Annotated in this window: 19 protein-coding genes; 9 read left to right on the top strand and 10 right to left on the bottom strand. The window is 64.3% G+C overall.

Annotated features, from left to right (window positions below; all coding sequences use genetic code 11):
* Positions 1–146: 146 nt before the first annotated feature.
* Complete coding sequence (locus AB3X96_RS23825) at positions 147–1,505, bottom strand: MFS transporter (protein WP_368591661.1); 1,359 nt, start codon at positions 1,503–1,505, stop codon at positions 147–149.
* A 189-nt stretch (positions 1,506–1,694) separates the two neighbouring features.
* Positions 1,695–2,612 carry a 5-dehydro-4-deoxyglucarate dehydratase gene (kdgD, locus tag AB3X96_RS23820; RefSeq protein ID WP_368591660.1) on the bottom strand — a complete coding sequence of 306 codons (918 nt, stop codon included), beginning with the start codon at positions 2,610–2,612 and terminating at the stop codon, positions 1,695–1,697.
* 255 nt (positions 2,613–2,867) lie between these two features.
* Between kdgD and garD the strand changes: the two genes are divergently transcribed.
* The 7 genes from garD to AB3X96_RS23785 all read left to right on the top strand — a co-directional run bounded on the left by garD (position 2,868) and on the right by AB3X96_RS23785 (position 11,273).
* Positions 2,868–4,457, top strand: coding sequence for a galactarate dehydratase (gene garD / locus AB3X96_RS23815; RefSeq protein WP_368591659.1), 1,590 nt, complete (start codon positions 2,868–2,870; stop codon positions 4,455–4,457).
* A 100-nt stretch (positions 4,458–4,557) separates the two neighbouring features.
* Positions 4,558–5,409, top strand: coding sequence for an NAD-dependent epimerase/dehydratase family protein (locus AB3X96_RS23810; RefSeq protein ID WP_368591658.1), 852 nt, complete (start codon positions 4,558–4,560; stop codon positions 5,407–5,409).
* Entirely contained in the window at positions 5,409–6,338 is a 930-nt protein-coding gene (locus AB3X96_RS23805; protein ID WP_368591657.1) for an SMP-30/gluconolactonase/LRE family protein, read from the top strand. Before AB3X96_RS23810 ends, AB3X96_RS23805 begins: the two co-directional genes overlap by 1 nt.
* A gap of 609 nt (positions 6,339–6,947) precedes the next feature.
* Positions 6,948–7,940 carry a TRAP transporter substrate-binding protein gene (locus AB3X96_RS23800; RefSeq protein ID WP_368591656.1) on the top strand — a complete coding sequence of 331 codons (993 nt, stop codon included), beginning with the start codon at positions 6,948–6,950 and terminating at the stop codon, positions 7,938–7,940.
* A gap of 167 nt (positions 7,941–8,107) precedes the next feature.
* Complete coding sequence (locus tag AB3X96_RS23795; protein ID WP_176105712.1) at positions 8,108–8,617, top strand: TRAP transporter small permease; 510 nt, start codon at positions 8,108–8,110, stop codon at positions 8,615–8,617.
* A 13-nt stretch (positions 8,618–8,630) separates the two neighbouring features.
* Positions 8,631–9,983, top strand: a complete 1,353-nt coding sequence (locus AB3X96_RS23790; RefSeq protein WP_176105713.1) for a TRAP transporter large permease — start codon at positions 8,631–8,633, stop codon at positions 9,981–9,983.
* 78 nt (positions 9,984–10,061) lie between these two features.
* Complete coding sequence (locus AB3X96_RS23785; RefSeq protein WP_368591655.1) at positions 10,062–11,273, top strand: porin; 1,212 nt, start codon at positions 10,062–10,064, stop codon at positions 11,271–11,273.
* A gap of 165 nt (positions 11,274–11,438) precedes the next feature.
* Here the strand turns inward: AB3X96_RS23785 and AB3X96_RS23780 are convergent, their stop codons facing one another.
* The 3 genes from AB3X96_RS23780 to AB3X96_RS23770 form a co-directional block, all read right to left on the bottom strand.
* A complete protein-coding gene (locus AB3X96_RS23780) occupies positions 11,439–11,765 on the bottom strand; it encodes a 4-oxalocrotonate tautomerase (protein WP_368591654.1) in 327 nt (108 codons plus the stop codon).
* The gene (locus AB3X96_RS23775) at positions 11,683–12,459 is read right to left on the bottom strand and encodes a class II aldolase/adducin family protein (protein ID WP_368591653.1); all 777 of its coding nucleotides are present in this window, start codon (positions 12,457–12,459) and stop codon (positions 11,683–11,685) included. Before AB3X96_RS23775 ends, AB3X96_RS23780 begins: the two co-directional genes overlap by 83 nt.
* A gap of 167 nt (positions 12,460–12,626) precedes the next feature.
* Positions 12,627–13,499, bottom strand: a complete 873-nt coding sequence (locus tag AB3X96_RS23770; protein ID WP_368591712.1) for an urea transporter — start codon at positions 13,497–13,499, stop codon at positions 12,627–12,629.
* A gap of 187 nt (positions 13,500–13,686) precedes the next feature.
* On the opposite strand from AB3X96_RS23770, the gene AB3X96_RS23765 reads away from it, so the two are divergent.
* Entirely contained in the window at positions 13,687–14,241 is a 555-nt protein-coding gene (locus AB3X96_RS23765; protein WP_368591652.1) for a putative glycolipid-binding domain-containing protein, read from the top strand.
* 50 nt (positions 14,242–14,291) lie between these two features.
* Here AB3X96_RS23765 and AB3X96_RS23760 read toward each other — a convergent pair whose 3' ends face one another.
* The 3 genes from AB3X96_RS23760 to AB3X96_RS23750 all read right to left on the bottom strand — a co-directional run bounded on the left by AB3X96_RS23760 (position 14,292) and on the right by AB3X96_RS23750 (position 16,864).
* The gene (locus tag AB3X96_RS23760; protein WP_368591651.1) at positions 14,292–14,873 is read right to left on the bottom strand and encodes an N-acetyltransferase family protein; all 582 of its coding nucleotides are present in this window, start codon (positions 14,871–14,873) and stop codon (positions 14,292–14,294) included.
* Positions 14,874–14,949: 76 nt separating this feature from the next.
* The gene (gene sapR, locus AB3X96_RS23755; RefSeq protein WP_368591650.1) at positions 14,950–15,858 is read right to left on the bottom strand and encodes a sap1 transcriptional regulator SapR; all 909 of its coding nucleotides are present in this window, start codon (positions 15,856–15,858) and stop codon (positions 14,950–14,952) included.
* A gap of 118 nt (positions 15,859–15,976) precedes the next feature.
* Positions 15,977–16,864, bottom strand: coding sequence for a DMT family transporter (locus AB3X96_RS23750; RefSeq protein ID WP_368591649.1), 888 nt, complete (start codon positions 16,862–16,864; stop codon positions 15,977–15,979).
* A 110-nt stretch (positions 16,865–16,974) separates the two neighbouring features.
* Between AB3X96_RS23750 and AB3X96_RS23745 the strand changes: the two genes are divergently transcribed.
* The gene (locus AB3X96_RS23745) at positions 16,975–18,414 is read left to right on the top strand and encodes a PLP-dependent aminotransferase family protein (RefSeq protein ID WP_368591648.1); all 1,440 of its coding nucleotides are present in this window, start codon (positions 16,975–16,977) and stop codon (positions 18,412–18,414) included.
* A 44-nt stretch (positions 18,415–18,458) separates the two neighbouring features.
* On the opposite strand, the gene AB3X96_RS23740 is transcribed toward AB3X96_RS23745, so the two are convergent.
* Together AB3X96_RS23740 and AB3X96_RS23735 are read right to left on the bottom strand one after the other, a co-directional pair.
* Complete coding sequence (locus AB3X96_RS23740; RefSeq protein WP_176105722.1) at positions 18,459–19,532, bottom strand: TAXI family TRAP transporter solute-binding subunit; 1,074 nt, start codon at positions 19,530–19,532, stop codon at positions 18,459–18,461.
* Positions 19,533–19,788: 256 nt separating this feature from the next.
* A complete protein-coding gene (locus tag AB3X96_RS23735) occupies positions 19,789–20,979 on the bottom strand; it encodes a hypothetical protein (protein WP_368591647.1) in 1,191 nt (396 codons plus the stop codon).
* Between the last annotated feature and the right edge of the window lie 34 nt (positions 20,980–21,013).

Genomic DNA, 21,013 nt, shown 5'->3' with positions numbered 1-21,013 from the left:
GCGCCGAATCGAATTCGGCGCGATTGTCACATATATCGGCGGATGCCTGAAGTTTGGCGCCTCGGTGCGCACGGCTCGCGCGAGGTGCCGGGCGTCCGCCGGCCGGAAGTACGATAACCGGAACGATAACTGAGCCTATAACTGGCTCACGCCGAGCGCAACTCGACTCGCCGGATGTCCTTGACGATCACCAGATAGCTGATCACCGTCATCAGCGCGTTCGCGCCGACGAACACCAGCGCGCCATTGAACGAGCCCGAGCGCGCGACCAGATAACCGATCACGATCGGCGTCACGATGCCGGCGATGTTGCCGAACATATTGAAGATCGCGCCGGACAGACCGAGCGCTTCCTTCGGCGCCGTGTCGGCGACGACGGCCCAGCCGAGCGCGCCGATGCCCTTGCCGAAGAACGCGAGCGACATCAGCGCCACGACGATCCAGTCGGTCGACACGTAGTTGCAGCCGATGATGCAGGTCGACAGCAGCATGCCGCCGACGATCGGCACCTTGCGCGCGACGGTCAATGACCAGCCGCGGCGGATCAACCCGTCCGACAGCACGCCGCCGAGCACGCCGCCGAGAAAGCCGCAGATCGCCGGCAGCGAGGCCACGAGTCCCGCCTTCAGGATCGTCATGCCACGCGCCTGCACGAGGTAGATCGGAAACCACGTCAGGAAGAAGTAGGTCAGCACGTTGATGCAGTACTGCGCGAGATAGACGCCGAGCAGCATGCGGTTACCGAGCAACTGACGCACGAGCGTCCAGCCGCCGGTCTTCGAGACGTCGTCCGGACGCGTCTTGCGCGCACCGCTGACGAGGCCGCCGCCTTGCTCGATGTACTCGAGCTCGGCGCGCGACACGCCCGGGTGATCGGCGGGATTCTTCATGACCTTCAGCCACGTCAGCGCGAGCAGCAGCCCGACCACGCCCATCACGACGTAGACCGTCTCCCAGCCGAACGCATGCGTGAGCCACGCCATCAGCGGCGTAAACACGACCGCGGCGAAGTATTGCGCGGCGTTGAAGATCGCCGACGCGGTGCCGCGCTCGGTGGTCGGGAACCAGCTCGCGACCACCTTCGCGTTCGCCGGAAACGCCGGCGACTCCGCCGCGCCCATCACGAAGCGCAGCACGAACAGCGCGGTGATCGCCGCACCGGCGCTGCCGAGCAGGCCGACCGAGCTTTGCAGCAGCGTGAACAGCGACCACGAGAAGATGCTCGCCGCGTACACGCGGCGCGCGCCGAAACGGTCGAGCAGCCAGCCGGCCGGCAGTTGCGACAGCACGTAGGCCCAGCTGAATGCGGAAAAGATATAGCCCATGCGGATCGCGTCGAGGCTGAACGCGGTGCGCATCGCGGAACCGGTGACGGACAGCGTCGCGCGGTCGGCATAGTTGAGGGTGGTGATCACGAAGATCAGCGCCAGAATTCCGTAGCGGACCTTGCTGCGTGCCGCGCTAGCGGCGGCGTCGGTGGAACTGGCCGTGCGGCTCAAGTCCATGGGTCATCTCCTGTATTGTTGGGCGAGGTGTGGTCGCTGCGCCGGGCGGTCCGCAGACCACCTGCCTGTCGCGCAAATGCACGAACGCCCGGCAACTTTGCCGTGCCGGGCGTTCGCAACGGGGCCGTCTATGCAGCCCTCGTCGATGAGGCTCGCGAGCTTCTTCGCTCGAAGCCCGACGCCGGTGCGTTACTGCGGTCCGAGCTTCTTGATCAGCGCGTCGAGCTGTTCCAGTTCTTCCGGCGTCAGGTCGGTCAGCGGTGCGCGCACCGGACCTGCGTCGTGGCCGACCAGCTTCGCGCCAGCCTTGACGATGCTGACCGCATAGCCTGCGCGGCGGTTGCGGATCTTCAGGTACGGCAGGAAGAATTCGTCGATCAGCTTGCCGGTCGTTGCGTGGTCGTCAGCGGCGATCGCGCGGTAGAACTCCATCGCCGTCTTCGGGATGAAGTTGAACACCGCCGACGAGTACACCGGCACGCCCAGCGCCTTGTACGCGGCAGCGTAGACTTCCGCGGTCGGCAGGCCGCCGAGGTACGAGAAGCGCTCGCCGAGGCGGCGGCGGATCGTCACCATGTTTTCGATCTCGCCCACGCCGTCCTTGAAGCCGATCAGGTTCGGGCAACGGTCGGCCAGACGCTCGAGCATGTCGGCGTTGAGCTTCGAGTTCGCGCGGTTGTAGATGATCACGCCCATGCCCGGAACGGACTTGCAGACCTCTTCGGCGTGCGCGGCGATACCGTCCTGGCTTGCTTCGGTCAGGTAGTGCGGCATCAGCAGGATGCCGTGGGCGCCGAGGCGCTGCGCTTCCTTCGCGTAGGCGATCGCCACGCGGGTCGGGCCGCCTGCGCCGGCGAGGATCGGTACCTTGCCCTTGCAGACTTCGACCGCGGTCTTGACGACTTGCGTGTAGTCGTCTTGCGTCAGCGAGAAGAATTCGCCCGTGCCGCCGGCGACGAACAGCGCCGAAGCGCCGTACGGAGCGAGCCATTCGAGGCGCTCTGCGTAAGTGTTGGCGCGGAAGTCGCCGTTAGCGTCGAAGTCGGTGACGGGGAAGGACAGGAGGCCTTCCGAAACGATCTGCTTGAGTTCCTGCGGTGTCGTCATGATCTAAATATCCCGGCGTCGGATGGGTCGTTAGTAGGATCCAACTAGTACGACAGACGTCGTACTAGTAGAAAATCTTGGAAAAACAGATTTCTTATACGTCATCGTACAACAACGAATCCCGTAACTCAACGGGGTCCTAACGGCATAATGCTGTCTATAGGGTAAATACGGAACATCCGAGCAAACTTTACCGTTGTAGGATGACGTATGATTGCTGCCGAAGCAGGCCTATCACGCCTCAAGGATTGATCAATGGAACAAACTCCGCTCTACATCCGCGTTCATCCCAATGACAATGTCGCGATCGTCGTCAACGACGGCGGTTTGGGCGAGGGCGCGGTATTTGCCGATGGGCTCAGGCTGCGCGAGCGTGTGCCGCAGGGCCACAAGGTCGCGCTGGCCGATCTCGCCGAAGGCGACGATGTCATCCGCTACAACGTCGTGATCGGTTATGCGCTGAAGCCGCTGCCGAAGGGCAGCTGGATCAACGAGCACGTGATCCGCATGCCGAGCCCGCCCGGACTCGAAGACCTGCCGATCGCCACGACCAGGGCGCCGGACATGCCGCCGCTCGAAGGCTACACGTTCGAGGGCTACCGTAACTCGGACGGCTCGGTGGGCACGCGCAACATCCTGGCGATCACGACCACCGTGCAGTGCGTCGCCGACGTCGTGCAACATGCGGTCACGCGCATCAAGGCCGAACTGCTGCCGAAATATCCGAATGTCGACGATGTCGTGAGCCTCGGCCACACCTACGGCTGCGGCGTCGCGATCGACGCGCCCGACGCGATGGTGCCGATCCGCACCGTGCGCAACATCGCGCTGAACCCGAACTTCGGCGGCGAAGTGATGATGGTGAGCCTCGGCTGCGAGAAACTGCAGCCCGAGCGTCTGATGCCGCCGGGCACGATTCCGATCGCCGCGGCAGCAGTGGTCGACGACGTCGCCGACATCGGCGATGTCGCGCTGGACCAGAACGGCGACGTCGTGGTGCTGCAGGACGAATCGCACGTCGGCTTCCAGTCGATGATCACGTCGATCATGAGGATGGCCGAAGGGCATCTGAAGCGCCTGAACAACCGTCGTCGCGAAACCTGTCCGGCGTCGGATCTGGTGATCGGCGTGCAGTGCGGCGGCAGCGACGCGTTCTCGGGCCTGACCGCGAACCCGGCCGTCGGCTTCGCGACCGACCTGCTGGTGCGCGCCGGGGCGACCGTGATGTTCTCGGAAGTCACCGAAGTGCGCGACGGCGTCGATCAGCTGACCGCGCGCGCGGCCAACGCGGACGTCGCGGCGGCGATCATCCGCGAGATGCAGTGGTACGACGATTACCTGAAGCGCGGCGGCGCGGACCGCAGTGCGAACACGACGCCCGGCAACAAGAAGGGCGGCCTGTCGAACATCGTCGAAAAGGCGATGGGCTCGATCATCAAGTCGGGCAACTCGGCGATCTCCGGCGTGCTGTCGCCCGGTGAGAAAGTCAATCAGAAGGGCCTGATCTACGCGGCGACGCCGGCAAGCGACTTCATCTGCGGCACGCTGCAGGTTGCGTCGGGCATCACGCTGCACGTGTTCACGACCGGCCGCGGCACGCCGTACAGCCTCGCCGAAGTGCCAGTCATCAAGGTGGCGACGCGTTCGGACCTCGCGCGTCGCTGGCATGATCTGATGGACATCAACGCCGGCACGATCGCGACCGGCCAGTCCAGCATCGAGGAGGTGGGCTGGGAACTGTTCCGCCTGATGCTCGATGTCGCGAGCGGCCGCAAGGAAACTTGCGCGGAGAAGCTCGGGCTGCACAATGCGTTGACCCTCTTCAACCCGGCGCCGGTGACCTGATCAGGCAACCCGCACCATCCAATCTCAGGCGAGCGCCGGTCCAACCGGCGCTCGCTTTTCCGTTCAGAAGACCCGATCGCAATCACAACAGCAAAGATATATGACCGATTTGAACGTTGACCGCTCCGCGGCAAAGAAACCCTTCCGCCGTCTGCTGCTCACTGGCGCCGCGGGCAACCTCGGCAAGCAACTGCGTCCCGCGCTCGCGCAGTGGGCCGACATCGTGCGCGTATCCGATATCGCGCCGCTCGGCGAAGTCGCCGCGCACGAGGAAGCCGCCGTCGTCGATCTCGCCGATGCAGCGGCCGTGCACGCGCTGCTCGAAGGCGTGGACGCGGTGGTGCATCTCGGCGGCATTTCCGTCGAAGCGCCGTTCGAAGACATCCTCGAAGCGAATATCCGCGGCCTGTACAACGTGTACTCGTCGGCGCAAAAGCACGGCGTGAAGCGCATCGTCTACGCGAGCTCGAATCACGCGGTGGGTTTCCATCCGGTGACGTCGGTGCTCGGCACCGACGCGCCGCTGCGTCCGGACGGCATGTATGGCGTGTCGAAGTGCTTCGGCGAATCGCTGTCGCGCTACTACTTCGACCGCTTCGGCCTCGAAACCGTGTGTCTGCGGATCGGCTCGTCGTTCGAGCAGCCGAAGACCGCGCGCATGCTCGTCACGTATCTGAGCTACCGCGACTTCATCGAGCTCGTGCGCTGCTCGCTGTTCACGAACCGCGTCGGCCACGTGATCGTCTACGGCGTGTCGAACAACCGCACCGCGTGGGTCGACAACACGAACGCCGCGTTCCTCGGCTACCGTCCGCAAGACAGCTCGGCGCAGTTCGAACACCTGTTCCCGCCGAGCGCCCCCGACACGCGCTTCGACGACCCGACCCAGCTGTACCAGGGCGGCCCGTTCGTGCTCGCCGGTCCAATGGAGCCGAAGCGGGAGCCTAAATAATGAGCGCGAATCCGCAAGTGGAACGCTTCGAAGCGGCCGGTCCGTTGCCCGCGGCCACCGGTGAAAGCCCGCTCTGGCGCGCGGCCGAGCAGGCGCTGTACTGGGTCGATATTCCGGCGAGGAAAATCGTGCGCGGCTCGCTCGAAACCGGCAAGCGCACCGAATGGCAACTGCCGGAGCAGGTTGCCTGTATCGCGTTCGATCACGCTGGCACCGTGCTCGCCGGCTGCGAGACCGGCTTGTTCGCGGTCGCGCTCGCCGACGCGTCGAATGCGCCGGGCGGCGAGCCGCTGACAGCGTCGCTGCGCAAGCTCGCGGCGCCTGAATTCCCGCATGGCGGCATGCGTTTCAACGACGGCCGTTGCGATAGGCAAGGGCGCTTCTGGGCCGGCACCATGGTGATGAACATGGCGGCGGCGATCCCGGGCGGCGCGCTGTACCGCTTCGATGAGAAGGGCGTGCTGTCGGCGCCGGTCGTCGATTCGCTGATCACGCAGAACGGCCTCGGCTGGTCGCCGGACGGCACGACGATGTATCTGTCCGACTCGCACCCGCTGCGCCGGCTGATCTGGGCGTTCGACTATGACGTCGACACCGGCGAGCCGCGCAACCGCCGCGTGTTCGCCGATCTGCATCACTATTCGGGCCGTCCGGACGGCGCGGCGGTCGATGCGGACGGCTGCTACTGGATTTGCGCGAACGACGCCGGTCTGCTGCTGCGTTTCACGCCGCAGGGCAAGCTCGACCGGCAGATTCCAGTGCCGGCCATCAAGCCTGCGATGTGCGCGTTCGGCGGCCGCGATCTCGATACGCTGTTCGTCACGTCGATTCGCCCGGCCAACGGCGCGAGCGAGCACGACGGCCATGTGTTCGCGCTGCGGCCTGGCGTGAGCGGGCTGCCTGAGCCCGAATTCGCGGGCCAACTGTAATCTTGCTTACATGAGACATGCGCCGGGACGAAGTTTTTCTCCCGGCGTTTTCATTTTCGCGGTCATTCGTGTGGCCCTTTATTCGTCACTCGTCATACAACATTTGGCGGAAGACCATGCTCCCGCTCTTTGTTCGGCAAAAATACAACAATGCCGGAGACCCATGGCAATTCGCTCTCATTCAGCGCCAGACGGCGCGGGGCTTGGCGGCGTGCGATGCCGGTCATAGGTGCCGGCGCTTTTCTCGATGCGGGTAAATACCGTCTGTACAAGTTAAAACCCCTTTTATAGACTTCGTATGTCGTCGTACAACATATAAGTCCCAACAAACGGCTTTCTGTGTTTGTGTGACAAGTGCAACTCGGTAGGTTTTCAGGTCAATTGTGCGGCTGTGGTCGATGCCGCATGCATGTCGGAAGCCGGCCGGCGTGATTGAAGTAAGTAGTCGAGCTATCGACTGGAGTGCTGGGTCAACTGTGCCGGGGAAGTTGCACAGCCAGTACGGCCAGCGCCCGCACCTGCGAAGGCGGCGGGCGCGAAGCCGGAGACGCGTCAAAACCATGTCACATCCGCTGTCGCTGGGATGGTCTTTTTTCAAGGAATGTCACGATGAACAAGAAGTTTGCCTCTTCCCGTAGTTCGATGATCGTCGCAGCCGCGGCGTTGGCGTTCAGCACGATGTCGGCTGAAGCACGCGTGTTCCGCGTTGCCGATGTGCACGGCGACACCTTCCCGACCAACATGGCCGTGAAGTACATGGGCGAGCAGATCAGCAAGGCGACCGACGGCAAGGACTCCGTGAAGGTGTTCGGCAACAGCGCGCTCGGCTCGGAAAACGACACGATCGACCAGGTTCGTATCGGTGCGCTCGACATGACGCGCGCGAACGGTGCTGCGTTCAACGAAATCGTGCCGGAATCGATGATCCCGTCGCTGCCGTTCCTGTTCCGCGACGTCGATCATTTCCGCAAGGTCATGTACGGTCCGGAAGGCCAGAAGATCCTCGACGCGTTCACCGCGAAGGGCATGATCGCGCTGACGTTCTACGAGAGCGGCGCACGCTCGATGTACGCGAAGAAGGCGATCAAGTCGCCGGCAGACATGAAGGGCCTGAAGGTTCGCGTGCAGCCGTCCGACCTGATGGTCGACGAAATCAAGGCAATGGGCGGCACGCCGACGCCGATGCCGTTCTCGGAAGTCTATACGGGCCTGAAGACCGGCCTCGTCGACGGCGCCGAAAACAACATCCCGTCATACGAAGAAACCAAGCACTTCGAAGTCGCTCAGGTCTACTCGGAAACCCAGCATTCGATGACCCCCGAAGTGCTGGTGTTCTCGAAGAAGGTGTGGGACACGCTGTCGCCGCAAGAGCAGCAGATCATCAAGAAGGCCGCGGCTGACTCGGTGCCGTGCTACCAGAAGCTGTGGACCGCGCGTGAAGCCGACGCGCAGAAGACCGTCACGAAGGGCGGCGCAACGGTGGTCGCGGCTTCGCAGATCGACCGTGCGGCTTTCGTGAAGGTGATGCAGCCTGTGTGGACGAAGTACGAAAAGACCCCGCAGATGAAGCAGATCGTCGACGAGATCCAGGCAATCAAGTAAGTCTCGCGTCCCGGGCGCAATCAGCAATAGCAACGTTTGTCGAAGCAGCGGCGTGAATGGTCCGCGAGGAAACTCGCGAGACATTCCGCCGCGCGGTTTCGCGTGCGCGGATCGCGTCGGGACGGCTGAATTTCAAGCACAGGTCGGACGTAAGCAAGGACAGGGTCATGAGTTTCCTGAAACGCCCAAATGATTTTCTTTTTCGCGTGCTGCTGGTCGTGGCGTCGGTTAGCCTCGCCGCACTTTGCCTGCTCGTGATTTATAGCGTGGTGATGCGCTACGTGTTTAGCGACGCACCCGATTACGTTGAGCCCATCGCATTGTTGCTGGTGATCCTGATCGCGATGTTCGGCGCCGCACTGAAGGTTCGCGAGGGCGGTCACATCGGACTCGACTCGCTCGTCAAGAAATTGCCCGAGAAGGGCCAGGTGATCGCGAAAGGGATTCAGCACCTCTGCCTGATTGCTTTCGCAGTGGCCGTTTTCGTCGGTTGCTTCGAGATGGCCGAAACCACGATGGGCGACCGCATTCCGATCATCGGCGTGCCGGAAGGCGTGCGCTACTGCATCCCGATCTTCGCGAGCGTGTGCATCGCGTTGTTCTCGATCGAGCATCTGCTCGAGCTCTTTGCCGGGAAACGGGAAGAGCCAGCGCTCGAACTCTCCGCCACGGAATAAAAGTAGAGCCATCATGGAACTTGCCCTCCTTACCGTCAGTTTTCTGGTTTTCCTCTTTCTAGGGGTTCCGGTTTCATTCGCGCTGGGCCTGTCCTGCGTCCTGACGTATCTGTTCGAAGGTCTGCCGACCGCGACTGCGATGCAGTCGATGATCTCCGGCATGAACGGTTTCTCGTTCCTCGCGGTGCCGTTCTTCATCTTCTCCGGCGAGCTGATGCTCCACGGCGGCATCGCCGACCGCATCCTGCGCTTCGCGCAGGCCACGGTCGGCCATTTCCGCGGCGGCCTCGGCATGGCCAACGTGGTCGCCTGTACTCTGTTCGGCGGCGTGTCGGGTTCGCCGACCGCGGATACGTCGGCAATGGGCGGCGTGGTGATCCCGCTGATGAAGCGCGAAGGCTATAGCGCCGCCTACGCGGTCAACGTGACCACGCACTCGTCGCTCGCCGGCGCACTGATGCCGACGTCGACCAATATGATCATCTACGCGTTCGCGGCGCAAGGCGTTAGCGGCGTGCTGAACGGCAAGCAGATGAGCGGCGTGTCGATCGGCGATCTGCTGTTCTCGGGTCTGTTGCCGGTGCTGTGGGTGATGGGCCTCGTACTGATCGCCGCTTACTGGCAGGCCGTCAAGTTCGGCTATCCGCGCCGTCCCGACGGTTCGACCCAATTGCAGCGTTTCCCGGGCTGGATGGCGGTGCTGCGTACGTTCATCGGCGCGGTGCCGGGTCTGATGGTCATCGCGATCATTCTGTTCTGCGTGGCGCGCGGTATCGCCACTGCGACTGAGGCGGCCGCGATCGCCGTGGGTTATTCGCTGATATTGACCATCGTCGTGTATCGCACGCTGACGCTGAAGAAGCTCGGCCATGCGCTCGGCAAGGCCGCGAAAACGACCGGCGTGGTGCTGCTGCTGATCGGCGTGTCGAACATGCTGCGCTTCCAGATGGCCTATCTGGAGATCCCGGACGCGATCGAACGCATGCTCGACGGCGCGACCTCGCTGCCGTGGCTGATGTTGTTGTACATCAACGTGATTCAGGTGTTCCTCGGTACGTTCGTCGACATGGCGGCGCACATCCTGATCACGACCCCGCTGTTCCTGCCGATGGCGATGCACAACGGCGTGGGCCCGGTTCAGTTCGGCATCATGATCCTGCTGAACTGCGCATTGGGTCTCGTGCATCCGCCGATTGGTTCCGTGCAGTTCATCGGTTGTGCGATTGGGAATGTGTCTATAGGGGAAACTACTAAGGTGGCTTGGCCGTATTACCTCGCTATCTTCTCGGCCATCAATATAGTCACCTATGTACCGTGGTTCTCGACCTGGCTGCCGAGCGTCATCAACGGCCATCCGGTGTTCTGATTCCAAATAAAGCGTTTTATCCACACTCGGCGGTGCTTGTATGGGCCGCGTCTGAAAGTTTTTAACAACGGAGTAGAAATGAAAAAGACTCTCTTAGCTTCGGCCTTGGGGTTGGTCGCCCTGGGCGCACATGCGCAAAGCAGCGTGACGCTTTACGGTATCGTCGATACGGGCCTGGGTTGGCAGAACAGCTCGGCATCGCTGACCACGGCAGCGAAACCGCAGACCGTCCCCGGCAGCTCGCAAGTCAAGATGATCAACGGCATCTGGGCAGGCAGCCGTTTCGGTTTGAAGGGCTCGGAAGATCTGGGTGGCGGCACGAAGACCATTTTCCAATTGGAAGAAGGCTTTAACAGCGCAACTGGCGCGCAAGCCGTGTCGGGTCTGGCATTCAACCGCCAGGCATGGGTCGGTCTGACGAACGCGCAGTTCGGTACGCTGACGGCAGGCCGCGGTTATACCTCGTACTACACGTTGCTCTCGCCGTACAGCCCGACCACGTGGCTGACCGGTGCATACGGTGCGCATCCGGGTGATATCGACTCGCTGGATACGACGTTCCGCGTGAACAACCAACTGGTCTATACGTCGCCGAGCTTTGGCGGTCTGACGGTTAGCGGTTCGTACGCACTGGGCGGCAACGCGGGCAGCTTCGCGGCCGGCCAAACGTGGAGCGTGGCGGCACAGTACCTGAACGGCCCGATCGGTATCGCGGCTGGTATCCAGCGCATCGACAACGCGGCAACCGTTGGCACCCCGGCGTGGAATTCGACGGCGTCGAACAACGGCGCTCAGCCGTCCGTCTCGGCAATCAACAACGGCTTCCAGACCGCCGCGAAGCAGCAGCGTGTTGCTGTGACGGGTGGTTACGCGTTCAACTCGCAGTGGGACGTTTCGTTCGCATACTCGAACGTTCAATACACTGCGGGCCAAGCTTCGCTGTTCCACGACACGCAGATCTGGAATACCGGTGGCGCAGTGCTGCACTGGAAGCCGATCTCGGTGCTGGATGTGGCCGCTGGCTATAGCTACACCCGTGCAACGTCGTCGAACGGCATTCAGAGCACGGCTACCTACAACCAGTTCAACCTGTCGCAGTACTACACGCTGTCCAAGCGCACCGGCCTGTACGCACTCGAAGCGTATCAGCGCGCTAGCGGTCAGACGCTGTCGGGCAACGGCAAGTCGATCATCAACGCAGTGGCAAGCATCGGCGACGGCCAAAACGGTTCGCCGTCGTCGTCGCGCAGCCAGACCGCTGTCGGCGTGGGTATCATCCACAAGTTCTAAACAGTTACTGAACACGTGGCGGCGCGTTGTTTTGCCGCCACATCGACGCGTTTTTTTTCGCGTTGTAAGCCTCGAAAGCTGCGCACCTCACGTGCGCAGCTTTTTTTTCGATGCCTCGTTTCTATGCATCGAAGCGCTGGTCTCGCCAGCGCTTTTCCGGGTCGATCAGGCCTCCGACCACAGACGCCCACCCGTCGCCCAGTTTTCGCGCTTCACGTCGGTCAGGATGATGTCGACCGAATTCGGCTCGACGCCGAGCGATTCGCAGGTGGCTTTCGTGATCGCTTCGACGAACTGGCGTTTCTGTTCCAGCGTACGGCCTTCGAAGAGTTCGATATGAAACGTGGGCATGACGTTGCTCCGCGGGGTTGAGAGTTGGGACTGGAATGAAGCGGACCGGCTCGGGCGTTCAGGCGCGATAGCCCCGATCGAGTCGATCGAGCTTGCGCAGCAGCGCGGGCCATTCGAGCGCGCCTTCGATCGCGCCGCCATCGTAGAGCTGCTCCGCCGTGCGCGCGGCGACCGCGTCGCTCGGCACGACCAGCGGCGCGCCGCAGCTTTGCCCCTGAATCTGGATTTCACAGGCTTTCAGCAGCGTCGCCATCAGCACATAAGCTTCGGCAACCGTGCGTCCGAGCGTCAGCGTGCCGTGATTGCGCAATAGCATCGCGGGGTGATCGGCGAGATGTGCGACGAGGCGCTCGCCTTCGGCCGGCGTGAACGCGAGGCCTTCGTAGTCGTGATATGCAAGCTGGCCGTAAAAGCGCAGCGCGTGCTGCGACGCCGGCAGCAATCCTTCCGGCTGCGCGGACACGGCCACGCCCGCGGTGTTATGCAGATGCATCACACAGAACGCGTCGTCGCGCGCGGCATGCACGGCCGCGTGCAGCGCAAAGCCCGTGGCATTCACCGGATGTTCGCTGGCGCCGACGATATTGCCCGCGATGTCGATTTTCACGAGATTCGACGCGCATACCTCATCGAACGCGAGGCCGAACGGATTGATCAGGAAGTGACCCGGTTCGCCGGGCACGCTCGCGGAAATGTGTGTGTAGATCAGATCGTCCCAACCGTTGAGCGCGGCGAGACGATAGGCGGCGGCCAGATCGATGCGGGTTTGCTGTTCCGCTTCCGACAGCGGACCGGTCTCGGCGATGCGGCCGGCGGGTGAGTGGGCGAATGACATATCTGTCTCCTGTCGGCCGGAGTGAGTGTTTCAGCACTGACTCCGGCGCCATGCGATTGATCGCCAAGGCAAGAAGGTTGCTGAATGCGAGGCCGCGCGACGCGGGAACCGGCTTGGGATGCTACCGCACAATGCCGTGCGGGTGGCGACAGCGCACGACCCATCCGTTACGCGCTGCGGCGCCCGAGCGACTGCATGCTCCACGTTGCGAGCACGAACGGCGCGGTCATCGTAAGCCAACCGCAATGCAGCGCGGCCGCTTGCAACAGCACCGACATCGCGATGCCGCCGAGCATCGCCGCGTAGCCCGAGTCGGCTAGCGCGAGCGCGGTCAGCGCACCGTTGAACCCCCACAGGCCGGCGTCGAATGAAGCAACGCGCGCGCCGAGCAACAGGTGTGCCGCACTCGCCAATGTCGCGCCGCCCAGCGCATAGAGCGCGTGTTTGCGCGAGGCGGCGGCAATCCCGAGCAGCACCAGCACACCCGCTGGCGCGCCCGACGCGAAGCCGGTCTGCGCAACGCCCGCGAGCACGCCGCTGACGAACCGCATCGCGTCGAGCGGATGAGCGGCGTCGGGACCCGCCGACAAGGAACGGCTCGCGATCAGCGGCAACCATAGCCACGTGACGATCAGGCACGGGCTCGACAGATAACCGAGCCCACGCACACGCAACCAGCGCGACCACGGTCGCAGCAGCCATGCGGTGGCCGTCGCCGCAAGAATCGCGACGGCCGACGCGCGCGCCGGATCGCCGATGAAGCTGAACGCGGCGAGGCCCGCGAGCGCGCCGTTAAAGCCGAGTAGGCCAGCACGCAACTCGGCGTCGGCCGAACCGGCGAGCATCGCGCTGACGTTGGCCGCGATCGCGCCGAGCAGCGCGGCGCACACGAGACGCGGCTCGCTCACCAGCCACGCGCCGAGCATGCACGCGCCGGTCGAGGCGTTCGATTGCAGCACGATCTCACCGAGGCTGCGCAGCAGCGTGCGCAGCGGGGCACTGAGCGAGGAAGAGGGGGCATCGGTCGCGGCGGCGTGCATCGGCGGCGGGTTCGGAGTCACGACAAACCGCGAGCATAGTCGAGCGGCCAACACTCAGGCATCTCGCGCGTTGATACTGGCTATTTGCCGGCCGTAAGCGCCTGGGTCGAGATTGACTCGCGCGCGCACTTTCGCGCTACGATGAAAGGCCGGCGCGCCCACTGCGCCGTTTCGCGAGGAGACGCCGATGCGTGAATTACGATGGGCCTCGGAAGAGGGCGACGGCATCGAACATCTGGTATTCGATGCGCGCGACGACGGCTTCGCCGTGGAAAGCGTCGTGATCGGGCAGCGCTATGGCAAGGCGTACGGGCTGCATTACGCGGTGCGCTGCGACGCGCGTTGGCGCACGCGCTATGCGCACCTGAAGATCGTCGGCGGCGGGGAGCTGGAATTGCATGGCGATGGCGAAGGCCATTGGCACGACGGGCACGGCCTCGCGCTGAGTGCGATCGAGGGCTGCATCGATATCGATATCGCCGCGACGCCGTACACCAATACGTTGCCGATCCGCCGGCTGCAACTAGCCGAGGGCGAACGTCAACCGATCGAAGTCGCGTACATCTCGACGCCGGACTTGCAGGTTACGCGCGCCGAGCAGGCATACACGTGCATCGAGTTGAATGGCGAGTACCGCTACGAAGGCATTTTTCGCGAGTTCACCGCCAATATGCGCGTGGATAGCGATGGCCTCGTGATCGACTATCCGACCTTGTTCGCGCGTTTGCCGCGCGCGCGTTAGGTTTAGTCTTCGGCGTCGCGGTTGCTACGCCGCGCCATGCGCGCGGCGGACTACCCGTGCGTGCCGCCTGCCGCGTTTGAAACGTCGTCGGGCCCGGTCGATGCGCCGCGGCCGAGCGTGCGTTGCATCAGTGTCGTGTCGAGCCAGCGGCCGTGCTTGTAGCCGACCGCCTTCAACGTGCCGGTCAGCTCGAAGCCGAGCTGCGTATGCAATGAGAGCGAGCCGCCGCTGCCGCCATCGGCGATCACCGCGATCATCTGACGCCACGGTCCGGTCTCGCAACGATCGATCAGCGCCTGCAGCAGCAAGCGTCCGATGCCGCGTCCGCGATATGCGTCGTTCACGTAGATCGAGTCTTCGATCGTGTTGCGATAGGCGGCGCGCGGGCGATACGGCGTCGCATAGCAATAGCCGGCGACCTCGCCGTCGATCTCCGCGACCATATACGGCAGTCCGTGGCTGCGCACGCTTGCGAGCCGCGTGCGCAGGTCGTCGACGGACGGCGGGGTTTCTTCGAACGACGCGACACCGGTCAGCACGTGATGCGCATAGATCGCCTGGATCGCGGGGAGGTCGGCCTCGGTGGCGTCGCGGATCAGCGGGGCGTCGAGCGGAGGGCGGGTTGAACTCATGCGTGGTCCGGTCGTGGCAGGCTCAGTTTGGTGGAAGCCTTCACTATGCCTGTGGCCGGCGCGGATTTGAAGCGGGTCAAAGATCGAATTGGTCGAACTCGCTCTGCAACTCGCGATTGCGCGCCACGCGTTCGTCGATAGCCGGTCCGCGCCGTTCGACGACCGCCGAGATCAGCAGGTTGAACAGGCACGTCAGCGGCGCGAGCGAATCCCAGAACTGACCGACGTCGGTCTTCACCTGCAGCAGGTCGCCGTCGAAATCGCGCGCCCACGGACAGTAGATATCGGTGACCAGCGCGAACGGCAGACCGCGTTGCGAGGCCGCCTGGCAAAAGCGTCGCGCGATCGTCGAATAGGCGCGCGTGTCGGTGACGATCAGATACGGCGTGCTGAACTCCGAGTTCAACGAATCGACGTAGGAACCCGACATGCCATCCGAATAGAACACGCGCGGGCGGATGTATTCGAGGTAGCTGTAAAACGCGTTGCTGATACCGCGCGTCGACTGGATGCCGAGGATATAGACCGCATCGGCGTTCGCGATGCGCTCGGCGACGCGCGCGAAGGCCGGCGAGCGCGCGAGTTCGTATACGTGCTGGATCGCGCCGATCTCGAGTTCGAGCGATTGGGCGAGCGCCTCGTCGCGCGGCGAAGCGCCGTCAGCGACGCCCGGTTCATGCGGCTCACGGGTTTGGGTGCTGTCGCTCGGTCCGCGGCGGAACGCGTCGAGCCGGTCCGTAATCAGCCAGGGCCGCTGCTGCGTGCCGCGCAGCTCGCGTTTCAGATCGTCGAGATTGCGATAGCCGACGCTGCGCAGAAAGCGGCCGACCGAAATGCCGCTGGTGCCGGCTTGCTGCGCGATCTGGTCGGCGGTCTCGAGGCCGAGCCGGTCGAGGTTCGCGAGCATGTAGCTGGCGACGCGTTTCGATGTCGGCGTGAGTTCGGCAAAACGGGCTTCGACGGTTTGGGCAAAAGCGGTCGTCATCGTCAGTCGCGGCGCAAGGCGCTGGTTGTGCCAATCTGCGAAATGATGACATATCGACCCACGACTCGCGCAATTCGATCGTGAAAAAGACTGTTCGCCGTGCGCTGGTCGAGCCGCGTCAGGCCGCCCGCCGCGCCGGCGCCCCGCGCGAAAAATGCCGAGCGCCCGCCACGCAGGCGACCACGATCACGGTGACGATGATCATCGACGGCGGGACCTGTTCGTGCAGCAGCACGCCGGCGAGCAGAAGCCCGAAAAACGGCTGCAGCAACTGCAGTTGACCAACCGCCGCGATACCGCCGAGCGCGAGTCCGCGGTACCAGAACACGAAGCCGATCAGCATGCTGAAGAGCGACACATACGCGAGTCCCCACAGTGCGGCGGCGCCGACACCGTCGAACGACACGGGGCGCGTCCACCAGGCGAGCGGCAGCATCAATGGCAGCGACAGCACGAGCGCCCACGAAATCACCTGCCAGCCGCCGAGGTGACGCGACAGCCGCGCGCCTTCCGCGTAGCCCAGCCCGCACACGATGATCGCCGCGAGCATCAGCGCGTCGCCGAGCGGCGACGCGTCGATGCCGTGCCGCAACGCGAACGCGGCCACCGCCGCGCTGCCGAGCGCCGAGAACAGCCAGAACGCCGGCTGCGGCCGCTCGCCGCCGCGCAGCACGCCGAAGATCGCGGTGGCGAGCGGCAGCAAACCGATGAACACGACCGCATGCGCAGCGCTCACATGCCGCAGCGCCAGCGCGGTCAGCAACGGAAAGCCGACCACGACGCCGAGCGCGACCACCACGAGCGGCAGCAGATCGCGGCGCTGTGGCCGCGTCTCGCGGAACACCAGCAACAATAGAAGACCGAGAACGCCCGCGATCGTCGCGCGCGCCACGGTCAGAAACACCGGATCGAGTCCCTGCACGGCAAGCCGCGTGGCCGGCAGCGAGCCGCTGAAAATCAGCACGCCTGCGAAACCGCTGAGCCAGCCGTTGGTGGTCTTGTCCATTACGTACATCCCTGCGCTCAAAGAGTCACATGATGCGCGCCGCGGCCGTAAACGTTAAGCTACAGATCAGTACAGTTCGCACAAACTGTACCGAACATGGAGCAGTACAGATGGCGGGAACCGACAACAACGAGACGGTGCCGGGCACGCGCGTCGGCCTCGTGATGGACAATCTGCGCGAGCGCATCGCGAGCCGCTCGCTGATGCCGGGCGCGCGCGTGCCGTCGATTCGCGCGATGACCGACACGCTCGGCGTGTCGAAATCGACCGTGGTGGAAGCCTACGACCGTCTCGTCGCGGAAGGGGTGATCGTCGCGCGGCGCGGCTCAGGGTTCTTCGTGTCGGGCCATGCGCCGCCGCTCGCGCTCGCCGATCTCGGCCCCCGGCTCGATCGAGAGGTCGATCCGCTGTGGCTCACGAGGCAGTCGCTGGAGACCAGTTCGAAAGCGCTGAAGCCAGGCTGCGGCTGGATGCCGGCTTCGTGGCTGCCGGAAGACGGCGTGCGGCGCGCGCTGCGTGCGGTCGCCCGTGATCCGCAGTCACCGCTCGCCGACTACGCGAGCCCGGCCGGCTTGCCGGCGCTGCGTCAGCAGCTCGCGTGGCGGCTCTCCGCGCACGGCGTCGATGCGCCGCCCGAGCAGATCCTGCTGACCGACGGCGGCACCCATGCGCTCGATCTCGTGTGCCGCTTCCTGCTCGAACCCGGCGACACGGTGTTGATCGACGATCCATGCTACTTCAATTTTCAGGCGCTGCTGCGCGCGCATCGCGTGCGGATTGCGAGCGTGCCGTACACGCCGCAGGGACCGGATCTCGCGGCGTTCGAGCGCGTTCTGGTCGAGCAGCGTCCGCGGCTCTACGTGACGAACTCGGCGATCCACAATCCGACCGGCGCGACGCTCGCGCCGGCGGTCGCGCACAGGCTGCTCAAGCTCGCAGGCGAGCACGATCTGCTGATCGTCGAGGACGACATCTTTGCGGACTTCGAAGACGAACCTGCGCCGCGACTCGCCGCGTTCGACGGGCTCTCTCGCGTCGTGTCGATCGGTAGCTTTTCGAAGACGCTGTCGGCGGCGGTGCGCTGCGGCTATATCGCCGCGCGGGCCGAATGGGTCGAACCGCTGATCGATCTGAAGCTCGCGACGTCGTTCGGCAACGGCCAACTCGCGGCGAGCGTCGTGCATCGGATGCTCGTCGACGGTACCTATCGGCGTCATCTCGAGGCGATGCGCGCGAAGCTGGCCGATGCGATGGGAGAGACCATCAGGCGTCTCGGCTACGCGGGCCTCGATATCTGGACACGGCCGCGCGCGGGCCTGTTCGTGTGGGCGCGCTTGCCCGAGGCGCTGGATGCCGCCGACATCGCCCGTCATGCGTTGACGGCGGGCGTCGTGCTCGCGCCGGGCAACGTGTTCAGCGCGTCGCAGGCGGCGGCGAGCTTTCTGCGTTTCAACGTGTCGCAATGCAATCGCCCGAAGGTGTACGAGGCGTTGCAACGGGCGATGGATGCGTGCGCGGTGTCGGCCGACGCGGGGCGCGAGCGCGTCTGAGACGAACTGAATCGAATCAGGCGCGCGCGGTCCTTGCTACGGCGTTATTTGCACAGCAGAAGCATCCGCTCCTGTTCCGAGCACGGCGTGTGCGGTTTCGGCGCGGGTTGGGCGGCCGCCGCGCTCATCGCCGCGGTGCGGTTCGCGAGACACGCGCGCAGGTGCTTTTCGACCGGACCGTAGTACTTCCATCCGCGTACGAGCGTCGGCAATTCGAGCTTCACCTGTTTCCATTTCGGATGGCCGTGCTCCTGCAGATTGTCGAAGTTCGCGCACAACGAGTCGGCGAAATGATTCAGATTGCTGACGGTGTCGCGCAAGCCATAGTCGTAGGTGACCAGAAACGCTTTGACCGTGAGGCCCGGCACGTCTTCCTTCAGCCAGCCGGGGTAGCTGCTCTGACGGATCGTCGTCGGAAAGTAGGTCTGCTTTGCGCGGTTCGTCTCCGGCGCGTTGGGATCGGCGGGCAGCAGGCGCAGTTGTGACAGCAGGTCGGGTTTCATGCTGGTGAATAGATTCGCGGGTTGCCCGACCACGATGATCGCGACGTCGATTTTCTTCACGATCAGCGCGGCCAGCGCGTCCTCGTTGCTCAGATGCACGACGTTCTGCTCGGGAATCGGCTGGCCGAACATCAGGCGGTAGAGCGTCGTCGCCGACTGCGCGGTGCCGCTGCCCAGCAGGCCGACGCTGATGGTCTTGTCCTTGATGTCGGCGAGCGTTTTCAGCGGCGAATCCGCCCGCACGACGACGTTAATTTCCTCGTCGTAGAGCGGCATGATCAGTCGCAACGGCCGGATCGTCGTGCCGGCATCGGGATTGCCCGTGTTGGCCATGTCGATGAACGCCTGGTACACGTCGGACTGCACGAGCGCGAGCTTCACGCCGGGCTCGAAACGCATGCGCTGCACGTTTTCGGCCGAGCCTTTCGACGCCACCACTTCGAGGTCGATGCCGACCGGCTGGGCCACCCATTTCGACAGGTCGTTGCCGATCTGGATATAGGTGCCGCGCTCCGGCCCGGTGACGATCTTGTAGTGGGCCGGTTCCGCGCCGGCCAGCGAACATACGACCAGTACCACCAGCCCCAGCCAGCCCGCGAGAAGTCTCTTCAGCATGGTCTTTCTACCTATCGGTCAGGTTGATCCCGCTTCACGCGTGGCGCGTGCAAGCACCAGTGATCCGGTTGCCATGTCATGTTCAAACTGCCGTCAGGGCCGCTCCGTCTGTTGGCGCTCAGAGGGCGCACGATTATGTGGGAATCGGCACAGACGGCGACCATTCGATCTGGTATGCGAAGCAATGTTTTTGCGTGACGGCGCAGTCGTTCGCGTCTCCGCGATCCTGAGCGGAGGGTTGCGTCGCGCTTGAGCGCTAGTTGCTCCGCGGCGTCGCAGTTCTCACGACGCCGGCGTTCGGTGCGGTCGCGGCAAGCGCGCCGTGCTCCAGCATGCCGGCGGGCAGCGGTACCTGCAGTTGCGCCTGCGCGAGCGGCGCGCCCGGCGCGGCGTCCGTTGCCGCATGCGGCGGAGTCAGCGGCGCCCAGCCGGTCTCGCGAATCACGCGCTCGAGGATCACTTTCGCCGCGTCGTTGCTGCTGTCGATCGCGAGCGCCTCGTTCGCGTGCTGACGCGCGCACGGCCACGACTGCTGCGCGACGCAAACCTGCGCGGCCTGCAGCGCGGTATCGCGACGCTGGACGAGCGGCCGCATCTGATCGGCCAGAACCTGCGCATCGCTGTTTCCCGGTTGTAACGTTTGCGCGGCAACGAGAGCGGCCTGCGCGGCGGACAGGTCGTTGGCGCGGAACGCGGTCCTCGCGACCTGCAACGCCTGTGCGGCGTCGTGGAATTGCGTCGCGGGCCGCACGGGCGTCGTGGCCAGCGGCGGCATGACAGGCGGCGCAGCCGGTGTCGCTGGAATGACGGGAACCGTGGGCACTACGGGCGCGGGCTTCGCCGCCAGTTCGCCCACGGGCGGTGGCGCAGGCCTGGCCGCGGCCGGCGCGTGTGCGGTCTGTGCTTGAGCCATCACCGGCGCGGACGCAAGCGGCGCGATCATGCCGGTCGTCGTGGTGCGGACATCCTGAGTAATCTGCTCGACGCCTTTATCTTCCGATTCGCCACCGTCGCTGAATAACGTATAAGCGATATACGCCAGGCCGATCGCGATGACCGCGCCGATCACGTATAGCACGCGCCAGATCGTCTGCGCAGTGTTGCGCGGCGCGTACATCGGATCTTCGTAAGGTGGGATAGCGGTGTCGGTCGACACGAGCGCCGTGTGCATGATCGGCTCGCTCTGCAACAGAGATTCGGACGCCATCGCGGTCGAGGCGATGACCGGTTCGTCCCGTGTGCCGAGCTCGTCGTCGAAGCGGGGCAGCGGCTTGTGCGTGGCGCTCGCGCGGCTGCCTGGAATACCGGTGCGGATGTGCGGATCGTCTTGCTCGAACGGATGCGCAGCGCCACAGTAGGGGCAGGCGTCGACTTGTCGGTACAGTGCGCCGCCGCAGCGTTTGCAGGGCGTGGGGAAACTTTGGCCGGTTGCTGTCTGGGTGGACATGCCGTGGACCCACCTTTGGAAAACGATGCCGTAA

Source organism: Paraburkholderia sp. BR13439, from assembly GCF_040948805.1.
Lineage (GTDB): Bacteria > Pseudomonadota > Gammaproteobacteria > Burkholderiales > Burkholderiaceae > Paraburkholderia > Paraburkholderia youngii.
Note: the sequence above shows the minus strand (reverse complement) of the source record. Positions and strands in the feature narration are given on the sequence as shown.